At 40.6% G+C, this 19438-nt stretch carries 16 protein-coding genes; 12 read left to right on the forward strand and 4 right to left on the reverse strand.

Annotation, left to right across the window (positions count from 1 at the left end; translation table 11 throughout):
• Nucleotides 1-52 precede the first annotated feature (52 nt).
• Entirely contained in the window at nt 53-1414 is a 1362-nt protein-coding gene (gene gorA, locus H5201_RS18340) for a glutathione-disulfide reductase (RefSeq protein ID WP_182740612.1), read from the reverse strand.
• A 131-nt stretch (nt 1415-1545) separates the two neighbouring features.
• On the opposite strand from gorA, the gene prlC reads away from it, so the two are divergent.
• From prlC to H5201_RS18365, 5 genes are all read left to right on the forward strand, one after another.
• Nucleotides 1546-3597 carry an oligopeptidase A gene (prlC, locus tag H5201_RS18345; protein ID WP_145238693.1) on the forward strand — a complete coding sequence of 684 codons (2052 nt, stop codon included), beginning with the start codon at nt 1546-1548 and terminating at the stop codon, nt 3595-3597.
• A 126-nt stretch (nt 3598-3723) separates the two neighbouring features.
• Complete coding sequence (locus tag H5201_RS18350) at nt 3724-4905, forward strand: two-component system response regulator (RefSeq protein WP_145238696.1); 1182 nt, start codon at nt 3724-3726, stop codon at nt 4903-4905.
• 57 nt (nt 4906-4962) lie between these two features.
• A complete protein-coding gene (locus H5201_RS18355) occupies nt 4963-5718 on the forward strand; it encodes a class I SAM-dependent methyltransferase (RefSeq protein ID WP_145238699.1) in 756 nt (251 codons plus the stop codon).
• Nucleotides 5719-5839: 121 nt separating this feature from the next.
• Nucleotides 5840-7765: a methyl-accepting chemotaxis protein gene (locus H5201_RS18360; RefSeq protein ID WP_182740614.1), complete on the forward strand. Its 1926-nt coding sequence runs from the start codon at nt 5840-5842 to the stop codon at nt 7763-7765.
• Between the two features lie 105 nt (nt 7766-7870).
• Nucleotides 7871-8344 (forward strand): peroxiredoxin, encoded by a 474-nt coding sequence (locus H5201_RS18365; RefSeq protein ID WP_145238704.1) that lies wholly within the window; start codon nt 7871-7873, stop codon nt 8342-8344.
• 108 nt (nt 8345-8452) lie between these two features.
• Here H5201_RS18365 and H5201_RS18370 read toward each other — a convergent pair whose 3' ends face one another.
• Nucleotides 8453-10579, reverse strand: a complete 2127-nt coding sequence (locus H5201_RS18370; RefSeq protein WP_182785178.1) for a S8 family peptidase — start codon at nt 10577-10579, stop codon at nt 8453-8455.
• 324 nt (nt 10580-10903) lie between these two features.
• Here H5201_RS18370 and H5201_RS18375 point away from each other — a divergent pair, with 324 nt between their 5' ends.
• From H5201_RS18375 to H5201_RS18405, 7 genes are all read left to right on the forward strand, one after another.
• On the forward strand, nt 10904-12088 hold the full coding sequence (locus H5201_RS18375; protein ID WP_145238710.1) for an NAD(P)/FAD-dependent oxidoreductase: 1185 nt from the start codon (nt 10904-10906) through the stop codon (nt 12086-12088).
• Between the two features lie 255 nt (nt 12089-12343).
• Nucleotides 12344-12994: a hypothetical protein gene (locus H5201_RS18380; protein ID WP_182768287.1), complete on the forward strand. Its 651-nt coding sequence runs from the start codon at nt 12344-12346 to the stop codon at nt 12992-12994.
• Between the two features lie 612 nt (nt 12995-13606).
• Nucleotides 13607-14791 (forward strand): RNA ligase RtcB family protein, encoded by a 1185-nt coding sequence (locus H5201_RS18385; RefSeq protein WP_182785179.1) that lies wholly within the window; start codon nt 13607-13609, stop codon nt 14789-14791.
• A gap of 2 nt (nt 14792-14793) precedes the next feature.
• A complete protein-coding gene (prfH, locus tag H5201_RS18390; RefSeq protein ID WP_182785180.1) occupies nt 14794-15450 on the forward strand; it encodes a peptide chain release factor H in 657 nt (218 codons plus the stop codon).
• 14 nt (nt 15451-15464) lie between these two features.
• The gene (locus tag H5201_RS18395; protein ID WP_310736953.1) at nt 15465-15794 is read left to right on the forward strand and encodes a phosphotyrosine protein phosphatase; all 330 of its coding nucleotides are present in this window, start codon (nt 15465-15467) and stop codon (nt 15792-15794) included.
• Between the two features lie 151 nt (nt 15795-15945).
• Nucleotides 15946-16590 carry an RNA ligase family protein gene (locus H5201_RS18400; protein WP_259399718.1) on the forward strand — a complete coding sequence of 215 codons (645 nt, stop codon included), beginning with the start codon at nt 15946-15948 and terminating at the stop codon, nt 16588-16590.
• A gap of 1 nt (nt 16591) precedes the next feature.
• Nucleotides 16592-17857 (forward strand): AAA family ATPase, encoded by a 1266-nt coding sequence (locus tag H5201_RS18405; RefSeq protein ID WP_182785182.1) that lies wholly within the window; start codon nt 16592-16594, stop codon nt 17855-17857.
• A gap of 37 nt (nt 17858-17894) precedes the next feature.
• On the opposite strand, the gene H5201_RS18410 is transcribed toward H5201_RS18405, so the two are convergent.
• Complete coding sequence (locus tag H5201_RS18410) at nt 17895-18734, reverse strand: hypothetical protein (protein ID WP_064668610.1); 840 nt, start codon at nt 18732-18734, stop codon at nt 17895-17897.
• 94 nt (nt 18735-18828) lie between these two features.
• Complete coding sequence (locus tag H5201_RS18415; RefSeq protein ID WP_149982672.1) at nt 18829-19419, reverse strand: RNA methyltransferase; 591 nt, start codon at nt 19417-19419, stop codon at nt 18829-18831.
• Nucleotides 19420-19438: the final 19 nt, after the last annotated feature.

Here is a 19438-nt window from a genome sequence, read left to right on the forward strand (position 1 = left end):
GAGCCTTGAGCCTTGAGCCTTGAGCCTTGAGCCTTGAGCCTTGAGCCTTTAGCTAGCGCATAGTAACAAACTCTTCTGAGCCAGTTGGGTGCAGTGCAACAACGGCATCAAAATCTGCTTTGGTTGCGCCCATTTTCATGGCCACGGCAAAGCCTTGGATCATTTCATCAACAGCAAAACCTAAGCCGTGTAAGCCTACAACTTTCTCGTCAGGGCCTGCGCACACTAGCATCATGTTACATGCTTGGCGGTGCTGAGTAACCGCAGTGTACATAGCAGCAAAGCTTGATTTATACACTTTTACGTTCTCGTTGCCGTACTGCGAAATTGCTTCTTGCTCAGTTAAACCAATGGTACCAATTGGCGGGTGGCTAAATACCACGGTAGGAACTAAGCTGTAATCCATTTTTAAATCATCTGGCAGGTCTTTATTGAACAAACGCTCTGATAAAGTACGGCCTGCTTTTACTGCAACAGGGGTAAGCTCTATACCGCCTTCGATGATATCACCCACAGCATAAACATTTTTAGCCGTGGTATTTTGGTACTCGTCTACCTTAACGTAACCGCCTTCGTTTACTTCAACACCCGCTGCGACTAAATTAATTTTATCAGTCGTCGGTGTACGGCCAATGGCCCAAATGACTTGATCAACATTTTGACTGTAGCCATTTTCAAAGTGGATAGTTAAGCTGCCATCGCTTTCTTTAACTACTTCTTTTGGTAAGCATTCGGTATGCAGCGTCGGGCCTTCTTTGGCCATAATATCAACAAGGGTGTCGATGATGTATGGGTCAAAGGTGCGCAGTGGTTTATTTTTACGAACAAATAAATGGGTTTCTGTACCTAGGCTATGTAGTACACCGGCAATCTCTACCGCGATATAACCGGCACCAACAACGGCAACGCGTTTTGGTTGTTCATTCAGCTCAAAAAAGCCATTTGAATCGATGCCGTGTTCAGCACCTGGGATATTTGGAATGCTAGGGCGACCGCCTACGGCCACTAAAATATGATCGGCGGTGTAGTGCTCGCCGTCTACTTCGACTGTTTTACTGTCAACAAATTTAGCAAAGCCTTTAATAACTGTTACGCCGTTTTTAGCAAGGCCATTATCGTAACCTTTATGAATGCGGCCAATATAGGCTTCACGGCTTTCTACTAGTTTACTCCAGTTGAATTCTTTTACTTCAACATTAAAGCCGTAATCAGGGGCGTATAAGTTAATTGCTTCAGCAACTTGAGCGCCATGCCACATTACTTTTTTTGGTACACAACCTACATTTACACAGGTTCCACCCATATGTTTTGCTTCAATTAGTGCCACTTTCGCGCCACGCATTGCTGCACGGTTAGCTGACGCTATCCCGCCGCTGCCGCCGCCAATCGCAATGTAATCAAAATGCTGAGCCATCTTTAGTCCTCAAGTTTATATAAAACGTATTTCTCTGATAATAACACATGGCAGACCCGTTAAAAGCCCCTTGTATTTCGAGACGTACGCCCCAACTTAAAAATCATATTCGAAACGATTTGAGAGCTAACATGAGCGATTTACAAAATAACCCACTAATAGGCCTTGAAGGCTTACCACCGTTTTCAAAAATTAAGCCAGAGCATGTTGTGCCGGCGCTAAAAGCGGGTATTAGCGAATGCCGCGCTAAAATAGACGAAGTGCTGGCTAATAAATCATTCACTTGGCAGGACTTAGTGTTACCTCTTGAAGAAGTTGACGATAAATTATCGCGAATGTTTTCTCCGGTATCGCATATGAACTCCGTAGTTAATAGCGATGAATTACGTGAAGCGTACGAACAATGTTTACCACTTATCTCAGAGTATTCAACCTTTGTTGGTCAACACCAAGGGTTGTATGAAGCCTACAACGCACTACACAACAGTGATGAGTTTAAAACGTTAAGTACGGCAGAACAAAAAACTATTACTAATGCATTGCGTAGCTTTGAATTATCGGGCATCGCCTTGGCGCCTGAGCAGCAAAAGCGCTACGGCGAGATCAGCGCACGTTTATCAGAACTTGCGGCTAAATTTGGCAATAACGTGATGGATGCCACATTGGCTTGGCAAAAGCACATTACTGATGAAAGCGAACTCGCAGGTTTACCTGAGTCGGCGTTAGCGTTAGCGGCAGATACAGCAGCAAGCAAAGAATTGGACGGCTGGGTATTTACCCTTGATTTCCCGTCTTACTTACCGATCATGACTTATGCTGATAACCGTGAATTACGCGAAGAGACGTATACGGCATTTGCAACACGCGCATCTGATCAAGGCCCACACGCTGGTCAGTTTGATAACTCTGAGATCATGAGTGAAGAACTCGCGCTGCGTCATGAAATTGCGCAACTATTAGGTTTTGCCAGTTATGCTGAAAAATCATTAGCCACTAAAATGGCTGAAACGCCAGAGCAAGTATTCTCATTTTTAGAAGACTTAGCCGCTAAATCTAAACCACAAGCTGAGCAAGAGCTCGCTGAGCTGCAAGCTTACGCCAAAGAAAAACATGGCATTGAGCAACTCGCTGCGTGGGATTATGGTTATTACGGTGAAAAGCTTAAGCAAGAGAAATACGCAATATCAGACGAAGTACTGCGCCCGTATTTCCCCGCAGATAAAGTACTAAGCGGCTTGTTTGAAACAGTAAATCGTTTATTTGGTATTAGTGTTAAAGAGTTAAAAGACATTGATAGTTACCATAAAGATGTACGCTTTTTTGAAATTTACGACAGTAGCAATACTCTGCGTGGCCGTTTTTATCTTGATTTATACGCGCGTGATCACAAACGCGGTGGTGCGTGGATGGATGACTGCATGGGTCGCAAAGTACGCGCCAATGGCGAGTTACAAACGCCTGTAGCGTATTTAGTGTGTAACTTTAATAAAGCGGTAGGCGATAAGCCTGCACTGTTTACTCATAATGAAGTCACCACTTTATTCCATGAGTTTGGCCATGGTATTCACCATATGCTAACCCAAGTTGATGCCGCGCCAGTTGCGGGTATTAATGGTGTTGCATGGGATGCCGTTGAGCTGCCAAGTCAGTTTTTAGAAAACTGGTGTTATGAAGAAGAAGCACTTAACTTTATTTCAGGTCACTATGAAACGGGCGAGTCATTGCCTAAAGAGTTATTGGATAAACTACTAGCAGCTAAAAACTATAACTCAGGCATGCAAATGCTGCGTCAAATCGAGTTCTCGTTATTTGATTTTAGAATTCACAACGATTATCAAGCGGGTGAAGAATGCCAAATTCAAGCGCGTTTAGATGAAGTACGTAGCCATACATCAGTTGTTAAAGCACCAGAGTTTAACCGTTTTCAACATGGTTTTAGCCATATCTTTGCTGGTGGTTATAGCGCAGGTTATTATTCGTATAAATGGGCCGAAGTACTCTCAGCTGATGCGTTTTCCAAATTTGAAGAAGAAGGTATTTTTAACCCAGAAACTGGGCAAGCCTTTATGCAGCATATTTTAGAAAAAGGCGGCAGTGAAGAGCCAATGGAGTTGTTTAAAAACTTCCGTGGTCGTGAGCCAAGTGTCGATGCACTATTGCGCCACAGTGGTATTGCAGCTTAAGCACTACGTATATTTAATCTTGAAAAGCGCCGTTTGGCGCTTTTTTACTATTTAGAGTAATAAATTGTCGCAAAATCAGGGCTCCGTACTATGCTTTTTTAAGTAATTAATAAAAAGGAATTGGGCATGACAAAACTGGTACTGGCGATTGATGATGATAAATATGTTCATCGTGTAATAGAGGAATCATTAGCGGGGTTTTGTCAGTTAATTCATGCTAAAAATGGCGAAGAAGGTTTAAGGCAAGCTTATAAATATAGCCCTGACATTATTTTATTGGATGTTGAAATGCCGGGTAAAACAGGCTACGAAGTGTGTCGTGAGCTGAAAAGTAATGAGCAAACCAAAGATACTCCAGTGATGTTTTTGTCGGGTAAAAGCGAATTACCAGAACGTGTTAAAGGTTATAATGCCGGTGCTGCCGATTACATTGTAAAGCCCTTTAATGCAGAAGAATTAATGGCGCGTATTCGGGTGTTGTATCAATATCGTCAGCATTCTATTAAGTTAAAAAATGATGTTGCGCGCGCGCAGAGCACTGCTGAAATCGCCATGACTGACTCCGGCGATATGGGGCGCATAATGCGTTATGTTGGGCAAACCTATCACGCCCATGATGTGCAATCATTATCGGCCTATTTTTTTGAATTCTTCCGACCGCTGAATCTCGATGTGGTTGTGGCATTTTGGTATCAAGATGTAGGAGTTGTGTGTACTGATGACGGTGGTGTTTGTCCGTTAGAGCAAGAGTTATTAGAAAAGCACCGTTACTCTAATCGCTTTGTTGATTTTAGTAGTCGTACTATTGTTAATTACCCGAAAGTGTCTATTTTAATTAAAAATATGCCTTTAGATGATGTTGTGCTGTATGGTCGCTATAAAGATTTATTCCCGCATATTTTGGAGGTGACCAATGCCAAAATTCAAGATATGGAAGTAAAGGAAATGGCGCTAGCCCAAGCGCATGCGGTTGGTAATGCTTTTAATGAGCTTTCTTCGCAATTATTTGTCAGTAGCGAGGCGCGTGAAGAAACCGTAGCTAAATTGACAACTCAGTTATCTGAATTACGTGCACTTATGCAGCAAGATCCCGCTTTTGCTGCGAACCAAGCGTTGGCATTGCAGGTTGAGCAATTAGAGCAAACACAATTACAGTTAACTATCTTGAATGATGACTTGGCTTTTATTAAGCATCAGCTCAATCACATTATTGAATCGCGCAGCGAATTGATAGAAAGCTTGAGCAACACAGCCGCGTCAGAGCACTCTCAAGACGTTACTTCGCAAACTGATATTGAGCTATTTTAGTGCTATAGCGTTAAGCAATTGATATACTTCGCAAGCTATTTACGGTCGGAGTTTATTTTGGTTATACAGTGTCCTTTTAAAGAAGTACGTCCTTATCTTAATGAAATTGAGCTGCGTTTTGGGCTCGCTGAGTGGGCGGCACAAAGCGAAGGCTTTTCACTTCATTATGATGATCAAGGCTTAAGCTTACGAAAAACCGATGAACCAAAACTTGGCGCTATTAGCGTTGACTTTGTAACTGGGGCTGTTGCTCATCGGCGTAAATTCGGTGGCGGTAAAGGGCAATCAATTGCTAAAGCGGTGGGTTTAAATAAAGGAGCGACCCCCGTTGTTCTAGATGCGACCGCAGGGCTTGGCCGTGATGGTTTTGTGTTAGCATCGCTGGGTTGTAAAGTGATTTTACATGAGCGCCATCCGGTTGTTGCAGCATTACTTTATGATGGTTTGCAACGTGCTTATAGCGATAATGAAATTGGTCCGTGGATGAAGCAAAACATGAGCCTAGTGTTTGGCTCCAGTCATACCTTACTCGCGCAATGCGAAAGTATGCCAGATGTGGTTTATTTGGATCCAATGTTTCCACACCGTGAAAAGTCAGCACTGGTTAAAAAAGAAATGCGGGTGTTTCAAGACTTGGTTGGCGCAGATAATGATGCTGATGACTTACTCGCATTTGCCTACCCACTTGCCAGCAAGCGAGTGGTAGTTAAACGCCCCGACTACGCACCGTTTTTAAACAACCAAACGCCAAGCATGCAAATAAAAACCAAAAAGAATCGCTTTGATGTGTATGTCAAAGCCGCCATGGTGTGAAGCTTTATTCGTATTTTTTATTTTTGTTCCTATAAAGTTATAAGTGTTTCATATCGGCTTTCATTAAATTGTCATAAATAGTTAATAGTGTACGCGCAGTTACCCAAAGGAATTTAATTTCATGCGCGTGTCATCATTCACTCGGTTGCTGGCTATTTTGCTGGCATTGGCTAGCCTGCTGTTAGGCGGAACCTTGTACTGGGCAAGTCAAACCTTAGTTAAACTCGAACAACAAGACCAATCTTATAATCAATTAAAAAATAAAATACTTGTTGATTTAAAAGGCTTACTAGAAGATTACTTAGCACAGGGCGATAGTCAGTATTTAGGGAAAGCGTCGGATTTAATTAGCCAAGTAAAAGACACCCAACTTGCCATTTTACCAATTGATTTAAAACAACAGTTAGATCTGCAATTAAGCCAACTCGATACTGATATAAAAGGTAAGTATCGTGCTTTAGGTAAACTTTCAGGTAATGAAACAGCATTGCTTGATAATGCACTTAGGCAAATGGCGGGCTCAGCATCTTCCTTGATTGGTTATGCTAACAAAGCAGGGCAACAAAATACTAACGCGCAGGCTTATTATCAGCTTGCCAGTGATTACTACCGCGAAGTGACAAATTTGTCGTTGTTTACTTATCAGCTAATGCTTAGTTTTGATCAAGACACACAAACCAACTTACAACAAAGTATTGCTAACTTAAACCGTTTAGCAAAGCAGATTGACGAGCTTGAAAACTTGGGCGTTATGAGTGAAGTTGATGAAGATAGTTTGTTTATAGATGAAGAAGCCGAAGATTTAGCCGGTGAAATTAAGGCAGAGCTAAGAAGCTGGCCGAACCGCTACCCACGTGATTTAGAGAACACCATTGCACAAGCTCAGCAGCGTCAAACAGGCATACAGGCTCTGCGCAAACAGATCAGTACACTTTCTGACACGGTGATAAATGCTGAGCAGCAACTTAAAATTCAGCAAGGTACGTTAAAGCAGCGAGTATTCGTAGTGTTTTGCATTGCCATTGGCATGTTGGTTGTATTGGCTGTTGGTGTTTACTTTGTACAGCGAAATCAAGTATTAACCCCGCTTCGTCAACTACGTGATGGCTTTGCATTTTTAATCGAAAGTAACGAATTAAAAAATATTGAAAGTAGTAACTCAAAAACAGAAGTTGGTGAAATAGCTAGTTACTTTAACCAGTTAATTGAGCGTCAACGGTTAGAGGCTGAAGAGCGTGCACAAATGCTCAAGGTGATTAACGATTTTATGCAAGAAATGAGCGAGCATCTACATACGATAAGTCAGCAAACAGATGCCAGTCATCATCAAGTTGAACAAAATCAAGAATTATTGGCTGATATTCAACATATTGGTGAGCAAGTAAACGATATAAACGGCAAAGTAGCAGATAACGCCAAGCATACGTTTTCAGCAATGGAGCAAAGTTTAGGGTTTGCCCAAAACATGCTCAGTGCTAGCTCAAATACACAACAGCGGGTGGAGCATGGTTTACATAGCTTGCAAGAGTTGCTCAGTGGTGTACAAGATGTAGGGAAAGTTATTGAAGTGATCCGCAATATTGCAGATCAAACTAATTTGCTGGCACTCAATGCTGCGATCGAATCAGCGCGCGCAGGTGAACATGGCCGTGGTTTTGCTGTGGTTGCAGATGAAGTGCGCAAGTTAGCTCGGCAAACACAAGGTTCGCTGAGTGATATTAATAACCAGCTCAATCTATTGAGTGAAAACTCAACTATGGTGTCAACGCAAATATCAGCATTAGCTGATGATGCTCAATTGCAAACCGATAATGCCCAAGAGCTGAAACGAAACTCCGAAGGGGTAGCTCATAATGCACAGGATGCTAACAAAGTCGCTTTTGATGCAATGGAGTTGGCAAAGCAGCAAAACTCATTGTTAGAAAACTTCAGCCAGTCAATGCAAAGTATGAAAGGGCAGGTGAGTGAATCCAGTTTATTAGTGGCTGATATTCATCAGCGTTTACAGCAGCAAATGCATACTATTCGCAGTAGTTTAGGATTGTAACTTTGCTTGCAAAGGCACAATTACTCGCAACACGATGTTAGGGTTGGTTGCGCTTTTGTGCTATTTTGGTGTTGTTCAAAACCCATCACTTTAAAAGGAAATATCATGATTTCTCAAGGTCAAACATTACCAGCTGTTAGTCTTACACAGCTTACTGACGACGGTATGCAAACACTTACCAATGAAACACTTTTTGCAGGTAAAAAAGTGGTGTTATTTGCAGTGCCAGGCGCGTTTACACCTACGTGTTCAAATGCACATTTACCTGAATTTATTACTCTAGCAGATAAAATAAAAGCCAAAGGCGTTGACGCTATTTACTGTGTATCAGTAAACGATGCGTTTGTAATGAAAGCATGGGGTGAGCAACATAATGCTCAAGCAATCGAGATGCTTGCCGATGGCGATGCTAGCTTTACCAAAGCACTTGGTTTAGATAAAGACACTGCTGCATTTGGTGGTGTACGCTCAACGCGTTATGCAATGATTGTTGAAGATCAGCAAGTCACAGGTTTATTTGTTGAACAAGATAAAGAGTTTGCAGTAAGTCGCGCAGAAGCGGTACTTGAAAAGCTTTAAAAAAGAGCTAAAAAAGCCGAACTTTCATTCGGCCAAAGTTACCAAGGGAACTGGCAAATAGCACTTATAGGCATAGAGTTTAATACAAACCCTATGCCTTATTGCTAATTAAGGCTGGTATTGTGCGTCAAGCGTTAAACCGGCAAAGGTTTTATACGCATTCACACTCATGTGCCAAGTGCCCGCTTGTGGATTGCTGAACGTACATGTTTCAGCGTTACCATTTTTGTAAGGGCGACAATCATAGCTAGAGCTGGTTGGTTGACTGCCAAATTTAACGAATAAGTCAGCATCACCAGAGCCACCCGACGTTGTTACGGTAAAGCTTGCCATTCCTGCTGGAACATCAAGGGTATAATGTTTCCATTGCCCTGCATTAGCCGTAATATCTGCGATTGTGCCACCGCCAGCTTGTGGATTACCGCTACTACCAGAGGTTGTTAAATTACCCACTAAACTAACGCCTGAGTAAGTCGAGTAACCACGTACCATTACATGGTATGTGCCAGCAGTTGGGTTATCTATAGAGCACTCTTCGCTGTTACCTCCTTTATAAGGGCGACAATCATAAGTTGATGTAGTGGGTTTACTACCTGAGCGTACATATAAGTCAGCATCTCCCGTTCCGCCACTCATAGTGAAAGTCACATTACTTGCGCCACTTGGTACAGTCATTGTATAAAAAGTATCACTACTCGCAGCGCCACTTAGGCCCGTTTGAGCTTGGCCATCAAGTAACTCATTGCCGCCAACCGGTGGTGTAGTACCACCGCTTGCAGCAGCAACTGCGGCTGCAGCGTCAACAATACCAGTACCACAGTTATTGCATGTGGCAGGGAATGAGCGAGTGCTTGATTTTAATATGCTTTCAATTTCATCAGGCGTTGCAGTTGGCTTTGCTTGTTTAATAAGAGCAGCAACACCAGCAACATGAGGTGCTGCCATCGATGTACCTTGTGAGTAATGATAGCTGTCACTAGAAGGGCTTGATGAACCTGAGTTATGTGTAGATAAAACACCTTCTGAATCATTAGCAAAGCTTTGCGCACCACCAGGTGCTGCAACATCGATAGATGTACCATAGTTTGAGTAGTAAGCTCGCCCACCATTACGACCAACCGATGCAACATTTACTACGCCATTACAGTTACCAGGGTTATAGTTGTTAGCATTGTCGTTATCATTACCTGCGGCAATGACAATTACAGTGCCGTTATTACGTGCTTGGTTAATCGCGTTTTGTGTTGTTGAGCTACAAGAGCCGCTGCCACCTAAACTCATATTGATGACATCAGCAGGGTTAGCATTAGCAGGTACGCCAGATACCGAACCGCCAGATGCCCAAATAATACCGTCGGCAATATCAGATGTTAAACCACCACATTTACCAAGTACGCGTACCGGAACAACTTTAGCATCATAAGCAACACCAGCAACACCTTCGCCATTATTCGTAACGGCTGCAACAGTACCTGCAACATGGGTTCCGTGCCAGCTTGAACCTTGTGCACTGTTATTATTACCACACTCACCGGCAGAAACTGCATCACCAGGATCGCGTGCATCACTATCGCGTGCGCCGCCGTCATTCGCAACAAACGTATCCGAAATCATATCGTAGCCAGGTAAAATATTGGCATCAAGATCAATATGTGGGCGATAACCTGTATCAAGTACTGCAACCGTTACACCGCTACCTGTTGCGGTATCCCATGCAGTTGGAAGGTTTAATCCGCCAGCTTGCTCATAGTAATGCCATTGGTCGTCATAACGAGGATCGTTAGGCGTTGCAAATGGTTTTAACATTTGGTCGATTTCAATATATTCAACATTGCCTGAAGCCATTACTTCTTGCATATATTGTTGGGCTTCGTCAGCGCTTAGTTTTTTATTTGCACGCATAACATGATGGTTGCTCAACGCCATTGCACGGATATATTGCGCCTTAACTTTTCCTTTTTTACTAGTAAAGTTTTTAACAAAGCCTTGGGCCTTTTTATTCATCATTTGTGGGCTAGTTTCAGCAGCCGACATTGTGCTCATTTCATCAGCGTTATTTTTATATTTGATGATAAAACGTGTACCGAGAGGAGCTTGGCTTTGTAGTTTTGTTGTTATGTCAGCAATAGATGGTGTTATTGCTTCGCTAGGATTTGCCATGCTTGATGTCGCTGCAAATATTGCGCTTACAGTAAGCGCTACAGCGCATTTTTTAAATGTTTTTCTTGTTGTCATAATTATCCCTAGATTGTTATTAAGCTTCACGATGAATTGTCGTGAAGGGGAACAAAAGTAAATGATCTGTTAAAATAGTTAAAATAACGTTTTATTATTAATGTCTCTATTTTAGTTATATCGGGATGTTTATATGGCTAAATACGATTTTATGACTTTTATTATGTTGTTGTAGTGGTTATAAAGTATTAATTAATTTGTAGAATAGCGAGGTGAACATTTATTTTTTCAGACTTTGTTGTTAATAATAAAATAGTGAAATACCGCTCAGTTTGTACTTTTAAATTTGCTACAATTGCAAAAATTTCCTCATGAGATGAACAAATGACCCAAGTAGATGTAATAGTGATCGGTGCCGGAGCCGCAGGTCTAATGTGTGCAGCACAAGCAGGATACCGTGGCCGCAGTGTTACAGTGCTTGATATGGGCAAAAAGCCTGGTCGTAAAATTCTCATCAGCGGCGGCGGACGTTGTAACTTCACCAATGAAAACGCCAGCCCTGAGAATTATTTATGTGGTAATCCACACTTTGTAAAATCGTGTTTAAGCCGTTATACCCAGCATGATTTTATTGAGCTGGTGGACAGACACGGTTTGGCGTATCACCATAAAACCCTTGGGCAGTTATTTTGCGACAATAGCGCACAAGATATCGTTGATATTTTGCTAACTGAGTGCGAGTGGGCGGGTGTTAATGTTGCGCTGCGTAACGAAGTGCTTAGCGTTGAAAAAACCGCTACTGGCTATCTCGTGATCACAGAACAACAGTCATACAGCTGTGAGTCACTCGTTGTTGCCGCTGGTGGCTTAACCATGCCAAAACTAGGCGCAACACCAATAGGGTATAAAATTGCTGAGCAATTTGGCTTAAAAGTATTACCGACCATGGCAGCACTTGTACCATTTACCTTGCACCAACATGATAAGGACCGCTTTGAAGGGTTATCGGGTATTAGCGTGCCATGTATCGTCAGCAGTGAAGACGGCACAAGTTTTAAAGAAAACATCCTATTTACTCACCGTGGTTTATCAGGCCCCGCTATATTACAAATCAGCTCATTTTGGCGAGCAGGGCAAGCAGTGACTATAAACCTGTTACCAGAGCTTGATTTAACAGAGCAATTAGCAACATGGCGAGAAACCCAAGCACAAAAATCATTAAAAAATAGCCTAGCGACTATTTTGCCAAAACGCTTTATTGAAATACTGCATGAGAGTAAAGCTATTCCAGATTGCAATGTAAATCAGCTCACCCATAGCCAAATTGACGAGCTAGCTAATTACATTCATAACTGGCAAATTAAACCCAACGGCACCGAAGGTTACCGCACAGCGGAAGTAACTCTAGGCGGTATAGACACCGACGAACTTAGCTCAAAAACCTTTGAAGCGAAAAAAGCCCAAGGGCTGTACTTTATTGGTGAAGTAACCGACGTAACCGGTTGGCTAGGCGGCTATAATTTTCAATACGCGTGGAGCTGCGGCTTCGCAGCAGGGCAGTATTGTTAGCTTGTGCAGAGACAATAAAGTTTGCCCGTAGTGAGATATGCTACAACATGCTCATTTTCTCTAGCTGATTTAAGGTTATTGATAATGAGCAGTTGCATAATTCTTATTACATCCATTTTCAAACAAGAGTTTGAATATTTGGTCAATGCTAAGAAAAATAATAACATAGTGTTAATATTAGGAACTTTGTAGCGCCTATGTGGTCATATTAAATTAGTGTTATAGGGAACACTTATTGTTTAGGGAACAAATATTGTGACAACGTGGCGCTGGCCTTTTATTATTTCATTACTGCTCCACGGGATAATTTTTTCAATATTAATGAGTGTTAAAACCCCAAAATTTGTAGCGATAGATACTCCCCCAATTAAAGCATACATGGTTAGTATGGCGTTGCCTAAGTCATTGCCTACAATAGAAAAGAAGAGCAACCAGCACGACGAAGCCACGCTGTTGAAAAAGCTTGAAAAACCAATTATTCCTGCTGCAAACACGATTGTAAAAATTAAAAAAACAATAAAGCCTGTAACGCCCAAGGCACAAACAGACTCTAACAGCTATAAAAAAATAGACCTTAAATTAGGTTTAAAGAGCATACTAAAGCAACAGCAAAATACATTCCCATCAACACCTCCAACGTCACAAGCTTTAGCACAACCACTGCGTATTACTGTGCCAAAGGAGCACCAGCAAACCAGCATAGACCCATTAAAAGTTGAAAAGCAAAGCATGCAATTAACTATCTATCGCCTCGGAGATAACTGCTTTAAAAAGGTATCGATAGGAGCTGGTGTAATGCCAAAAAGTGACCTACCAGATAGTTATTTAGTAGGCACCACTTGTGCTAAAACAAAAGTAACCGACGCCTACGATCAAGCTATGAACAAATGGTTAGATAAAAAGTGACTACTGTGTGGAAGTTATTAGAAATAAAAAAGAGCTGGCACAAATTTTGTTAAGACAGCTATTTTGACAAACATGGAGTTAACCAATTCAGCTCAAAGAAGAACTTATACCCTTACCTCAACATAGTACCTGAGTTAATCGCAAAATTTCCTACTAACTAGTTAATGGTTACTTTTATCCTTGTTTTCTTGTTGAATCACTTCGTTTTACAGAACATGTATGTAAGTTAAAATATCTACTGCGGGCAAATACTCGTGTAACAACATATATATAAAATATAGGAGTACATAAAACACGCCATAATTTTAGTTTGCTTTATGTTCAAAAACTGATTAACATGCGCTCGTTCAATTGTTCAGCACTTACCCTAAGTGTTGGATTCATCAACTAACTGTGAAGGAGAAAATACTATGACAATGACATCAACATCCTTTGCAGGTCTTATCCGATAAGAAACTTGTTACTTAAACACGCTTTTATATATTAAGTACATTTAGGTAAACATTGCGTTTAAACGCGTTCCTTTCGTTTGATTTCAAAATAGATCCAGACCTGCCAATTCGTATTTCGTTTTAATCCTATTTTTCTAACAAAGAAAAAGGAATTGGTATTATGGGCAAATCCGTCCAAAAAATAACTGATAAAGTTAGCCTTATTGCGTCTGCTGATACGTGGATTGAGGGGCTGGCGATACAGCAACTGATCAAAACATCAGAGCTAAATGGTATGCAGCGCGTTGCGGGCATGCCTGATTTACACCCAGGTAGAGGGTATCCTATCGGGGCTGCATTTTTCACTACCAACAAAATTTACCCTGCATTAGTGGGTAACGATATTGGCTGTGGTATGGCGCTGTGGCAAACCACAGCAAAAGTAGCAAAAGTAAATCTAGATAAACTAGCCAAAAAATTTACACATATTGAGCTGCCACTTGATGAAAGTTGGTTCTCAATCATAGAAAGTAGCAAAGCGGCAAAAAATATTACTACCAAGGGTTATGATAGTGCCTTGGGCACCATTGGTGGAGGTAATCATTTTGCTGAGTTTCAAGCTATTGATGAGATATACAATCAAAGTGCCTTAGATGAGTTAGGGCTAAGTAAAAAGCATCTTCAATTATTGGTTCATTCAGGCTCGCGTGGGTTAGGGCAATCAATATTGGTTGAACATATAGCGGGTCATAATCACGATGGCTTATGTGAAAATGATGCTGACTTTAAAGATTACATGAGCAAGCATGATGAAGCGGTGCGCTTTGCAGAGCTTAATCGTGAGTTGATTGCTAAGCGGTTTTTAGAGGCTATACGAGCAAATGGTGAGTGTAGCTTAGATATTAACCATAATTTAGTATCGGCTAAAAACATTGACGGATGCGCTGGCTGGTTACACAGAAAAGGTGCAACACCGAGTGATAAAGGTTATGTAGTGATCCCAGGCTCTCGTGGCGATTACAGTTATCTTATAAAGCCTGTATTTACAGAGTCGAGCGATAATGACTTAGCAGTGCAGGAAAGTATCAATACTAGTTTATTCTCACTTGCGCATGGCGCGGGGCGAAAATGGCAGCGCGGTGAATGCCATGGCCGATTAGGTCATAAATATAAGCGCGAAGATTTATATCGTACAGCGTTAGGTAGCAGAGTTGTTTGTGGTAACAAGGAGTTGTTATACGACGAAGCACCCCAAGCGTACAAAAAGTGTGAAACGGTTATAAGTGATATGGTTGATGCAGGGTTAATAGAGGTGGTCGCTAAGTTACGACCAGTTTTAACCTTCAAAACAAATGGAGGTTGTTGATCATGATATTACTGCAATTATCAGCAGGGCAAGGACCTATTGAGTGCTGTAAAGCTGTAAGTTTAGCGTTAAAAATGATTAAAAAACAATGCCTCGCACAAGGCATAGAACTCGAGATTGTTGAGGCTATTAGCGCAACCGAACGAGAATGTTTAAAGTCGGTTTTATTGCAACTTGATTCAACAGCCAATAGCGCGGCTAAGCAATTAGCTCAGTCATGGCAAGGTACTATGTTGTGGGTATGTCAAAGTCAGTATCGGCCTAAGCATAAACGTAAAAACTGGTTTTTTAGCGGGCAACTGTTCGATATTGATGAAAGTAAGCTTGATAAAGGCGTAACTTTTCAAACATGTCGCGCGTCTGGCGCTGGCGGTCAACATGTTAATACTACTGATTCAGCGATAAGAGCAACCCACACAGCAACGGGGATTTCGGTACGTGTTGAGAGTGAGCGCAGTCAACATGCCAATAAGCGTTTAGCAAGTGTGTTGTTGTTTCAAAAACTAGAGCAAGTAGCGTTGGATAAAATGACTCAGCAAGAAACAGCACGTTGGCAGCAGCACTGGGAAGTTGAACGTGGTAACCCAGTAAAAACTTTTACTGGTGAAAAGTTTACTTTAAAACATGACCGCTCAGTTAATAAAGGAGTGCATAGTTAATGAAGGAACATAAAGTGACAAATGTACTTTTCATTTGTAGTCGGAATCAGTGGCGAAGCCCAACGGGTGAGCAAGTATGGAAAAATCACCCAGAGCTTGCTGTTAGCTCTGCAGGCACAAGCCCTAATGCAAAGAGAACGGCGAATGCCAAAATGATGCAATGGGCTGATGTCATATTTGTTATGGAGCACAAACACAAAAATAGACTTAAAGCGCAATTTGGACATTTATTAACGTATAAAGATATTCAAGTATTAGATATTGCTGATGAATATCAATATATGGATAAAGAGTTAGTAAGCATTATAAAACAAAGCGTTGGCAGCTATTTAGCGCTAATGTAAATTGAAGTAAGAGGGTAGAACAATGTAATTCCATCTCAACACCGCATATTTAATTTTGCCATTTCAGTATTGGAGAGATTGTTATGCGGTGCTTAAAACTATTAGAAGAGTGAACACAATGTTCAATCTTAACGTTTACAGTTGGAGTTACATGATGAGAGTTAAATACCCTCGCACCCCGCATTTACCTTGGTCACCGGGTGCAACAGATGATGATATACACCAAGGTAATTTAAGCTGCTTTGCAAATAAGCAAGTTGTTGTTACTGAAAAAATGGATGGCGAAAATACGACTATTTACAGTGACTTTGTACATGCTCGTTCGATTGATAGTCGTTTTCACCCATCAAGAACATGGGTAAAAGCGTTGCAAGCGGAGCTAGGCTACAAAATTCCGCAAGGATGGCGTATCTGTGGCGAAAACCTATATGCAAGGCATTCGATTAGCTATGAATCATTAGCTAGTTATTTTATGGCATTTTCGCTATGGAACGAAAACAACGAATGCTTAAGTTGGCAAGACAGCAAACAGTTTTTTGCACAATTAGGGCTGATCACTCCAAAAGAGTTGTATGTTGGCTTATGGTGCGAAAAAACAATAAAAGACATAGTATTGGATACTCAATACCAAGAAGGCTATGTGGTTAGGCTTGCTGATGGCTTTCATTATTCACAGTTCAAAGAAAGTGTCGCGAAGTGGGTGAGAAGCAACCATGTGATCACCGATAAGCATTGGATGCATGCTGACGTGATCCCTAATGGGTTAAGCACTAAAAATACAAACAAGGGAGGCTAAGATGAAAAAATTAGCCACTTGGTTAGACAGTTTAGCTTTAAATCATTCACCAGATTTTGCTGAGTGTGTAGAGTATTTGGGAGATGTGTTCCCTTTACTGTATCAGTTTGCTGACACTGAGCAAGACAGTATCTGGCATGCTGAAGGTGATGTTGCCATTCATACTGATATGGTGTTGAGTCAATTGTATGAAATACTAGTCAATGATGCTGAACATATAAAAGGCGCTCAAAGGCAGGTATTGATCTTATCTGCTTTATTGCATGATATTGCTAAGCCAATCACTACAAAACGCAAGCTGATAGAGGGAGTTGAACGTGTAGTTGCGCCAAAACATGAGGAGGCAGGTGCAAATTATTTAGCGACTAAGTTACTTGAGTTACCCCTTGGGTATAAAGCAATTAATAGCATTATTGGATTAGTGGGTTTTCATCAAATGCCAAAACGTTTGGTGATTAAAAATCAAAGTTACAGTGATTACCTGCACCTTTCTTTAAATGCCAACTTAGAGTTACTTTATTGGCTTGAATTAGCTGATATGAAAGGGCGAACATGCACAGATCTAGCGCAACAAATTGATTTGTTGGAGCAGTTTAAAATGTTTGCTCAAGAGTATGAATTGTGGGACGAGAGTAAGGCAACTCACTCAATTTTAAAGCCTATTCAGGTTAAATCTTCTCTTGCAGAACAAGCGTATTTAAATGGCTATGCTATTCGTCAGCTGGCAAATGGTCAAATTAGTATGGTTGAAGAAGCCCTAGCGAAAAATTATCAAGGTGCTTTAGAGTACAGCCATCTTTATGTGATGTGTGGCATTAGCGGCAGTGGTAAATCTACTTGGATTGCACAAAACTTAACAGGATTTGAAGTTGTTTCATTAGATGATATTCGTGAAGAGCTTAATGGGAAAAGGCACTGCCAAAAAAATCGAGGGCAGATGTTACAGTTAGCTAAATCACGATTAAAAACGGCATTAGCAAATAAGCAAAATATTGTTTGGGATGCGACCAATTTTCGTAAAGACTTTAGACAAATTATTTGTGATCTTGGGCTAAATTACGGCGCTTTAATTACGATTGTTGCTCTGCAAGTTAAAGAAAGCACACTACGTAGTCAAAACAAAAGTAGAAAGCATAATGTGGGTGATGACGTTATTACTAGTCAGTTAAATAAGTTTGAGTGGCCTTCAGTTACTGAAGGTCACAGAATGCTTATTATTGGCGGAAAAGGAGTAATTTTGTCTGAATACGGCTCCTTTTTTTATTAAATTAATTTATTGAATAAAGTAGGCTGGAAATACTAGCCTACTTATTTATAGTGATGACATTTTCTCGTCTTTTTAATTTTAAGTTATAGTTTTTTAGCTTTTTACCATTAGAGGAGATAGTGATGTAACCTTGAAGTTCACATGTGTCATAAGCACTATTATCAATTGAAGATAAAATATCAGCAGTAGCATATATCGATGCTGTATTTTTAGTGACGAAGTCTAGTTTATTCAGTTCAACTCCATCACACCAAAGATCCCTAGTTTTAGGGTTAATTGAAAGATAACTTCCTAAAAACCATTCTATATCCGATGGTAAAAATCCAAGGCTAGTAGAATCAGTTAAGCCTTTTTCAATAACGTAAAGCCCAGCGGCTATTATTCTTTCGTGACGTCTTACATCGTTTTTTAATATGCGTTGGCAAGTAAATCTACGCTGTAAACTTTTTGAACAATACTTCAAAAACTCTACGTTGGGATCCGGCTCTAAAGTAGTTTCACGAACAACTTTATCCTCTAAAATAACCTCTAATTTAAGATCCGAAACGGTGTATTGTTTATAACCATTGTATTCACTATCTAATATTACTTTTGGCAATAGCCCAACAAGCTTTTCCTCTGGTAACCCAATAAGCGGCTCACCATAAATACAAAAGTCGCTAGATGTGATTTTTATACGATTTAGCCTAAATTCATAGAATGAATCGAATTCAAGCTGTAAACCTAGTGTGTCATAACACCAAACTTCATGTATGGAATCATCTTCTTTAGCAGTCTGTTTTTTTGTTTGTTTTGGTTTACCAATAATTGATTGAACGTCTATTTGACTCATACCGAAAGTAATATTGCCAATACCGAATAAAGGATAAATTTTCATTTTAATTTAGCTAGGTGCTAAAGAAAGTTTTTTAAGATAAACCAATTTACCATTTAACTTTTTATTATCAATAGAAATTACGATTTAGACATTGCTAGGGTTTTCTATGGGCCCGTTTATATTTAGCTTGATATTCGCGGCGCTGCTTTGTGATTTCATAAAGAACTATGCCGGTAGTCGTTGCTAAATTTAGGCTCTCAATCATACCGAACATGGGAATTGAAATACAAAACTCACTGTTATCTACAACTGTATCACTTACACCTCGTGATTCGTTACCAAACCATACAGCTAACTTCGGTTGAGTATAATCCGCCTCATGAAGGATTTGATTTAGTTTACCCTTAATGTGTGGAGAGGTTATTACTGATACAAACCTATTTTTTTGCAGATGCGCAAAGCATTCTTCTGTACTATTAAAGCGTTTAACAAAAGTCCACTTTGAAGCTGAGACAGAGATTCTGGATAGTGATTTTCGCCCTCTTAATTCTTCCCAGTCATCAGACAAAGAATGTCGAGAATCAACAACATAAATCTTTTCAACACCAAGCGCATTTGCATTACGAATGACTGCGCCTATATTTTTAATATCCATAGGATTTTCTAGAACCGCGATTAAATTTTTACATTGGTATGCTTTAATTTCATCTGCTCTTTGGCGAATAGTACTCTTTGAATCATTCATATCTCAGTTCTCCTAAATG

It is taken from the genome of Pseudoalteromonas sp. SG43-6 (assembly GCF_014164365.1).
In the GTDB taxonomy this organism is placed as follows: domain Bacteria; phylum Pseudomonadota; class Gammaproteobacteria; order Enterobacterales; family Alteromonadaceae; genus Pseudoalteromonas; species Pseudoalteromonas rhizosphaerae.